This is a genomic window from Caulobacter sp. AP07 (assembly GCF_000281955.1).
Classification (GTDB): Bacteria; Pseudomonadota; Alphaproteobacteria; order Caulobacterales; family Caulobacteraceae; genus Caulobacter.
Genome location: NZ_AKKF01000183.1, coordinates 1 through 7,736, shown reverse-complemented (window position 1 = coordinate 7,736; position 7,736 = coordinate 1). Strand labels below are relative to the sequence as shown.

At 69.9% G+C, this 7,736-nt stretch carries 5 protein-coding genes; all 5 read left to right on the top strand.

The features are described 5' to 3' along the window. On the top strand, positions 1 to 272 hold a 272-nt coding region (locus tag PMI01_RS27915; protein WP_007671146.1), incomplete at its 5' end, for a hypothetical protein. Further along, positions 233 to 3,877: a beta strand repeat-containing protein gene (locus PMI01_RS16215; RefSeq protein ID WP_007671142.1), complete on the top strand. Its 3,645-nt coding sequence runs from the start codon at positions 233 to 235 to the stop codon at positions 3,875 to 3,877. The genes PMI01_RS27915 and PMI01_RS16215, both read left to right, overlap by 40 nt. 147 nt (positions 3,878 to 4,024) lie before the next feature. Next, complete coding sequence (locus tag PMI01_RS16210; RefSeq protein ID WP_007671141.1) at positions 4,025 to 6,028, top strand: ferritin-like domain-containing protein; 2,004 nt, start codon at positions 4,025 to 4,027, stop codon at positions 6,026 to 6,028. After that, a complete protein-coding gene (locus PMI01_RS16205) occupies positions 6,028 to 6,909 on the top strand; it encodes an MNIO family bufferin maturase (RefSeq protein WP_007671140.1) in 882 nt (293 codons plus the stop codon). Before PMI01_RS16210 ends, PMI01_RS16205 begins: the two co-directional genes overlap by 1 nt. Next, complete coding sequence (locus tag PMI01_RS16200; RefSeq protein WP_007671139.1) at positions 6,902 to 7,705, top strand: HvfC/BufC N-terminal domain-containing protein; 804 nt, start codon at positions 6,902 to 6,904, stop codon at positions 7,703 to 7,705. The genes PMI01_RS16205 and PMI01_RS16200 overlap by 8 nt, the downstream gene beginning before the upstream one ends. Positions 7,706 to 7,736: the final 31 nt, after the last annotated feature.

The window sequence follows — 7,736 nt, the reverse complement described above, 5'->3', positions numbered from 1 at the left end:
TGGCCGACATCGACGGCCTGGGAACGCCGCACTATGACTGGCAGCGCAACGTGGGCTCGGGCTTCGTCAGCATCGGCGCCGCTGACCAGGCGACCTACACCCTGGGCGACGCTGACGTCGGCGGCCTGGTCCGGGTGGTGGTCAGCTACACCGACGGCCAGGGCTTCGCCAACTCGGTGACCAGCGCCGGCTCCGCCGCCATCGCCGGCGTCAACGACCCGCACACCGGCGGGTGTCGATCACCGGCACGGCGACCGAGAACCAGGTGCTGACCGCCGTCTCGACCCTGGCCGACGTCGACGGCGTCGGCACGCTGCACTACCAGTGGCAGCGCGACGTCGGCTCGGGCTTCGTCAACGTCGCCTCGGCCGCCGACCAGGCGACCTACACCCTGGACGACGGCGACGTCGGCGGCGTGGTCCGGGTGGTGGTCAGCTACACGGACGGCCAGGGCTTCGCCGAGAGCGCGACCAGCCCCAGCTCGGCCGCGATCGCCGGCGTCAACGACGCTCCGACCGGCGCGGTGACCGTCACCGGCACGGCGACCGAGAACCAGGTGCTGACCGCCGTCTCGACCCTGGCCGACATCGACGGCCTGGGCATGCTGCACTATCAGTGGCAACACAACGTCGGTTCGGGCTTCGTCAACATCGGCGGGGCCCTCGACCAGGCGACCTACACCCTGGGCGACGGCGACGTCGGCGGCGTGGTCCGGGTGGTGGTCAGCTACACCGACGGCCAGGGCTTCACCAATACGGTGAACAGCGCCGGGACGACCTCCATCAACGGCGTCAACGACCCGCACACCGGCGGAGTGTCGATCACCGGCACGGCGACCGAGAACCAGGTGCTGACCGCGGTCTCGACCCTGAACGACGTCGATGGCGTGGGCACGCTGCACTATGACTGGCAGCGCGACGTGGGCTCGGGCTTCGTCAGCATCGGCGCGGCCGACCAGGCGACCTACACCCTGGGCGACGCCGACGTCGGCGGCCTGGTCCGGGTGGTGGTCAGCTACACCGACGGCCAGGGCTTCGCCGAGAGCGCGACCAGCCCCAGCTCGGCCGCGATCGCCAACGTCAACGACGTCCCGACCGGCACGGTGACTATCACCGGTACGGTCGCCGAGAACGAGGTGCTGACTGTCAACACCTCGGCCCTGGCCGACGCCGACGGTCTTGGGACCCTGCACTACCAGTGGCAGCGCGACAGCGGTTCGGGCTTCGTCAATGTCGGGGTCGTCGACCAGACCACCTACACCCTGGACGATCCGGACGTCGGCAAGTTCATCCGGGTGGTGGTCAGCTACACCGACCTGCATGGCACGGCGGAATCCAAGACCAGCGCCGCGACCGGTCCGGTGGCCAACGGCAACGACCCGCACACCGGCGGGGTGTCGATCACCGGCACGGCGACCGAGGACCAGGTGCTGACCGCGGTCTCGACCCTGGCCGACCTCGATGGGCTGGGCACGCTGCACTATGACTGGCAGCGCAACGTGGGCTCGGGCTTCGTCAGCATCGGCGCGGCTGACCAGGCGACCTACACCTTGGGCGACGCCGACGTCGGCGGCACGGTCCGGGTGGTGGTCAGCTACACCGACGGCGGCGGCTTCGCCGAGTCCGCGACCAGCGCCGCCACGGCCGCGATCACCAACATCAACGACGCCCCGGCCGGCGCGGTGACCATCGCCGGGACCCTAGCCGAGGACCAGGTGCTGACCGCCGACGTCTCGACCCTGGCCGACGCCGATGGCCGGGGTCCGTTGCACTACACGTGGCAGCGCAACACCGGCTCGGGCTTCGTTACTGTCGGAGCCGACCAGGCGACCTACACGCTGGGCGACCTCGACGTGGGCGCCACCTTCCGGGTGGTGGTCAGCTACACCGACCTGCATGGCACGGCGGAAAGCAAGACCAGCGCCGTCAGCGCGGCGATCGCCAACGTCAACGACGCGCCGGTCGGCGTGAACGACGCCACCTCGGTGGTTCAGCGCCTGTCGGCCAGCGGCTCGGTGCGGGCCAACGACACCGACATCGACAACACCAACGCCAGCCTGACCGTGACCAGCGTCGCCTTCAACTTCACCCACGTGAACCAGGCGGTGGTGGCCGGCGGCACGGTGGTGAACGGCGGCTTCGGCCAACTGACGATCAATCCGGACGGCAGCTACACCTATGTCGCCAACCAGGAAGGCCTGGTCATCGGCCAGGTGGTGACCGACAAGTTCGACTACACGGTCCGCGATCCGGGTGGTCTCACCTCGACGGCGCAATTGACGGTGACCGTCACCGGCTCGGCGACGGGCGACGCCAACGCCAATATCATCATCAGCGACGGCCTGGGCCACACCCTGACGGGACGCGGCGGGGCCGACACCCTGATCGGCAACGGTGGGGCCGACATCTTCGCCTATGAGGCCATCGGCGACAGCACCCTGGCGGCCTACGACACCATCACCGACTTCGCCCACGGCGTGGACACCCTGCGCCTGACGCCGTTGATGACCGCTTCGACCAAGCTGACCCTGGCCACCGACGGAACCAACCAGTTCCTCTATATCGACCAGAACGGCGACGGGACTTCGGAGGGCCTGATCCTGTCCCAGGGCCTGGGCCTGCAGGTGAGCGACATCGTCACCGGCGTCGCCAACCAGGGCTTCACGATCAATGGCTCAAGCGGCGCGGACACCCTCACGGGCGGAACCGGCGCCGATATCATCGCCGGCTACGGGGGCGCCGACACCATCCGCGGCGGCGGCGGAGCCGACATCCTGTACGGCGGCGCCGGGGCGGACACCTTCGTCTACGGCGCGGGCGACTCCGCCCTCCTGCATTGGGACATCATCGCCGACTTCGCGTCCGGCCAGGACAAGATCGACATCTCGGCGGCGGATGGCGGCAATATCGTCATCGCCCGCTTCGGCGCGACCAGCTTCGTCTATTTCGGCAGCGCGGGGACCGGCTTCAGCGCGATCCAGGTCTATGGCGACGTCCAGGCCGCCGACCTGATCGTCAGCGGGGCCGCCACCGGCGTCACCATCTTCGGCAGCTTCGGCGCCGAGACGCTGCGCGGCGGGGCCGGCAAGGACGTCCTGGTCGGCGGAGCTGGGCAGACCACCCTGGTCGGCGGCGACGGCGCCGACATCCTCTATGGCGGGGCCGGGACCGACACCTTCCTCTATCAGTCGATCTCGCACTCGAACTTCGCCGCCTTCGACCTGATCGTCGGCTTCACCTCCGGCACGGACAAGGTCGACATCTCGGCGATCGACGGCGGCAAGATCACGCTCGCCCGCTACGGCGGCAACACCTTCATCTATTCAGCCCCGGACTCGGGCGGGAACTTCCAGTCGGCCATCGCGGTGCAGGGGACGACGCTGAAGAGCACGGACCTGATCATCAGCGGCAGCGCCACCCAGGCCTTCACCCTGGTGGGCGACGGAGCCAGCCACAACGTCGCCGACGCGCTGGTGGCGGCGGCCGGCAACGACATCCTCTACGGGCTGGACGGCGACGACACCCTGACGGGCGGTGGCGGGGCGGACTTCCTGGTCGGCGGGACCGGCGCGGACACCTTCGTGTTCCTCGCCGCCACGGACAGCAGCCCGATCGCTTCGGACCTAGTGTATGACTTCACCAGCGCCCAGGGCGACCGCGTCAACCTGAGCGGCATCGACGCCAAGACCGGCGGCGCGGACGACGCCTTCACCGTGGTGACGGCGTTCAGCAACGTCTCCGGCCAACTGATCATCGGGGCCGCCGACAGCTCGGGCTACCACCACCTGTCGGGCGACGTGAACGGCGACGGCGTGGCGGACTTCGTCATCGCCCTGCAGGTGATCGGCACGCTCACCACGACGGACCTCATTCTCTAGGGGGAGCTCTAGGGGGAGAGGTCGAAGCTCAATCAAGGATATTGCTTTGATATGGGCGCAACCTAAGCTGTTGAGCGGTCGGGCCGAGTCGCCCGGTCGCTCAACAGGCGCCCGCCGTCGGAAGCGCCGATCAGACCGGAGGACGCCGTGACCCGCACCCTCAGCGCCAGCGCCCAGGCGCCGCGCGATCCGTCGTTCAAGCGGCTCGACGGCCAGGCCCTGCGGGCCATCGCCCAGGCGGCGGTCGACGTCGAGCTGTTCACGATCCCGCTCTACATGACCAGCCTCTACTCGATCCAGGGCATGCACGCGATCACGGGGCAGGGGAACGACTTCTACCAGGGCCGGCTGTGGCCGGGCTCCAAGACCTCGGCCAGTCCCAAGACCGCCAACGACCAGGCGTTCAACCTGGTCTTCTCGGTGTTCATCCAGGAGATGCTGCACCTGCAGATGGCCGCCAACATGGCCACGGTGGTGGGCGTCAATCCCAGCTTCACCACCACGGCCCTGCAGGACGACCGTCACGGCTGGACCTGCTACGGCCCCGACAACAGCCTCATCCCCAACATCATCGACCTGAAGGACACCGTCGCCCACGAGGACGTGCCGGTGAACGTCGGGCCGCTGTCGGAAACGCTGGTGCGGTTGTTCCTGGCCATCGAGCAGCCGGAGGCCGACGCCAAGGCCAACATCAAGCCCGGCAAGGAAAAGGACTATTTCCCCACGGTCCCGTTCGCGACCTGGAAGCCCAACGATCCCCTGCCGATGTTCGGCACCATCGGCTGGATGTACCAGTGCTATTACGACTATCTGAGCCTGACCTACAGCGACGGCTCCACCCTGTGGGACGCGGTGTTCAAGTCCTCGGCCGTGCAGAACGACCTGTTCAACAGCTTCTCGTCGCCCGGCCACCCGATGCGCGAGTTCATGGGCTTCGAGACCACCATCGCCACCACGGACAAGGCCATCGCCTACGAGCAGATGGTGTCGATGATGGACGCCATCACCGACCAGGGCGAGGGCAGCGAGATCGTGCGGCGCCCGGCCCTGCTGAAGGCGGTCAAGCCGAAGTACCAGCCGTCGGACACCGCCCTGCGGGCCGACTATCCCAGCTATGACGACACCGGGGCCCAGATTCGATCGGCCGACGCCATGGCCCGCTACGACAACGACGGCCTGGACCACTATGAGCGCTTCCAGAAGGTCCGCGACCTGCTGCCCCAGGTGGTGACCTGGCCGCAATGGCTGGCCAAGTCCGGCGGCTGGACCGCCGATCAGCTGGTGGGCCCGGGCTACGACCCGACCAATCCCCTGAAGCTGCCGACCCCGGACGAACTGGCCGCGGCGCTCAACGCCCTGAACGATCCGGCGGCGCGGGCCGAAAGCCACAAGCTGCTGAGCCAGGCGGTGATCGGCGCCATCGCCGGGGTGACCAAGGTGCTGGACGACTACTGGACGCCGCCGGCCACCGGCCCGGTGCTGTTCCCGTTCCCGTCGATGGCCGGCTCCGGCGACCGCATGTCGATCGCCTGGGCGGTGCTGGGCCTGACCCCCGACCTGTCGATCGGCCTGGGCGACCCCGCGAAGGGCAAGCTCTACCACTCCTGCCAGGGCCTGGACCTCGACGGAACCGGCGACAACAGCTGCGCCGCCGTCGAGATCTTCCACACCTGCCGAGGCTCCAACCTCTGCCACGCCCAGGGCGGCTGCGGCTTCGTGCAGCCGGTCGGCGGCGGCGGCAACTGCGGCTCGGCGGTGGTCGTGCGGACCGTCGCCGCCGTCACCGACGCCGCGGACGGCCCGTCCCCCGGGGCGGGCGCCGGCTGCGGCCGGCCGCCCCAGAAGCTGTACTCGGCCCCCAGCGACAACAAGTGCGGCGGGTTCGGCGGCTGCGCCGTGCCGATCTCGGCCTCCCAGGTCTTCCCCGGGGCCGGCCAGATGCAGCTGTTCGACTATGTGCTGGACGACAAGGGCAAGAACGGCTGGATGTCCGTGCCGTTCGGTGAACCGATGTTCTACGAGCGCGGCGAGAAGGTGCATGACGTGGCCTATCGCGCCTACCAGGCGGTGATGGAACACCGGGGCAAGCCGGTTCCGGCCGATCCGCCGGACCCGGACAACCTGCGCCTCGTCTTCCCGCCGTCCACCTGATGGACGAACCTCGTTTCGGATTGCCGAACCTGGGCGACGGGGTGGGGTTGCGCGAGCCGCACTTCCCGCACCTGATGGCCACCGCGCCCGCCGACTGGGGCGTGGACTGGTTCGAGATCATCAGCGAGAACTTCCTCGACCACGCCGGCTACGCCGCCCACGTGCTCGAGGTGGTGGCCGCCCATCGCCCGGTGGTGATGCACGGCGTGTCGCTGTCGATCGGCGGCGCCGACCCGCTGGACCTGGCCTATCTCGACAAGCTGGCGGCCCTGGCCGACCGGGTGAAGCCGGCGTGGATCTCCGACCACCTGTGCTGGACCGGGGTGGCGGGGCTCAACACCCACGACCTGCTGCCGCTACCCCTGACCGAGGCGGCCCTGGCCCATGTGGTCGACCGGGTGAAGGCGGTGCAGGACCGCCTGGGCCGGCCGCTGATCCTGGAGAACCCCAGCAGCTACCTGGAATTTCGCTCGTCCCAGATGCCCGAATGGGAGTTCCTGGCCCGGATGGCCGAGGCCGCCGACTGCGGCCTGCTGCTGGACGTCAACAACGTCCACGTCAGCGCCTTCAACCACGGCTTCGACCCGGAAACCTATGTCGAGGCGATCCCGGCCGAGCGGATCGTCCAGACCCACCTGGCCGGGCCCAGCGACTTCGGCACGCACCTGATGGACACCCACGACGCCCCCGTGCCCGACGCGGTCTGGCCGCTGTACGCCCGGGTCCAGGCTCGGACCGGCGGGGTCGCGACCCTGCTGGAGTGGGACGCCAACATCCCGGCCTGGCCCGACCTGCTAGCCGAGCTGGCCAAGGCCAAGGCGGTGCGGGAGGGCTGGCGGCTGACGGCGCTGTCGCCGACCGCCGCGCGCGCCCATGGCTGAGCCCGACCTGCCGGTCCTGCAGCGCTGGATGCAGGGGGCGATCCTGGGCCGGGTCGCGCCGCCGGGCCTGGAGGCGCTGATCGTCGGCGACGACCGGCTGTCGGCGACCCAGCGCCTGACCCTCTATGCTCGCGGCTATCGGGCCCGGCTGGCGGAATGCCTGGCCGCCGAGTTTCCCTGCCTCAAGGCCCTGGCCGGCGAGCAGGTGTTCCAGCTGTTCGCGGCCAGCTACATCGAGAGCCAGCCGCCCAGCGACCCCAGCCTCTACGCCCTGGGCGCGGGCTTCGCCGACTTCCTGGAAGCCACGCGGCCGCCGGGCGATCGGGGCCCCGACGCCCTCTCGGCCTTGCCGGCCGACCTGGCGCGACTGGACCGGGCGCGGGCCGAGGTCCAGCGGGCGGTCGGGGTGGAGCGCCGCCCCGGACCGCCGCCGGCCGCCGACCTGCTGCTGACGCCCGGCGCGCGGCTGCGACGGCCGGATAGCGTTCGCCTGCTGAACCTGGGCTTCGACCCGGCCCCGCTGCTGGCCGCCGTCGATCGCGGCGGTCCGATCGAACCGCCCGAGCCTTGCCCGACCCCGGTGGCCGTGGCCCGCAGCCATTACCGGGTCGCGGTCCACAGGCTGACGCCGTGGCGCTTCGCCTGGCTGGAGGCGCTGGGCGAGGCCGGAGACGACGTCCACGTCGCCGCCGCCCAGGCGGCGCGGGCCACGGGTCGCGAGACCGGCGCGGTGATCGCCGACCTGGCGCTGTGGCTGCCGCTGGCGGCGGAGCATGGGCTGGTGGACGGGGTCTGAAATTGAGAGACTCTCTCCCAGAGGGAGAGGG

Coding starts and splice junctions, on each gene's coding strand:
- PMI01_RS16205 (WP_007671140.1), top strand. CDS start 6,028: ATGGACGAACCTCGTTTCGGATTGCCGAACCTGGGCGACGGGGTGGGG.
- PMI01_RS16200 (WP_007671139.1), top strand. CDS start 6,902: ATGGCTGAGCCCGACCTGCCGGTCCTGCAGCGCTGGATGCAGGGGGCG.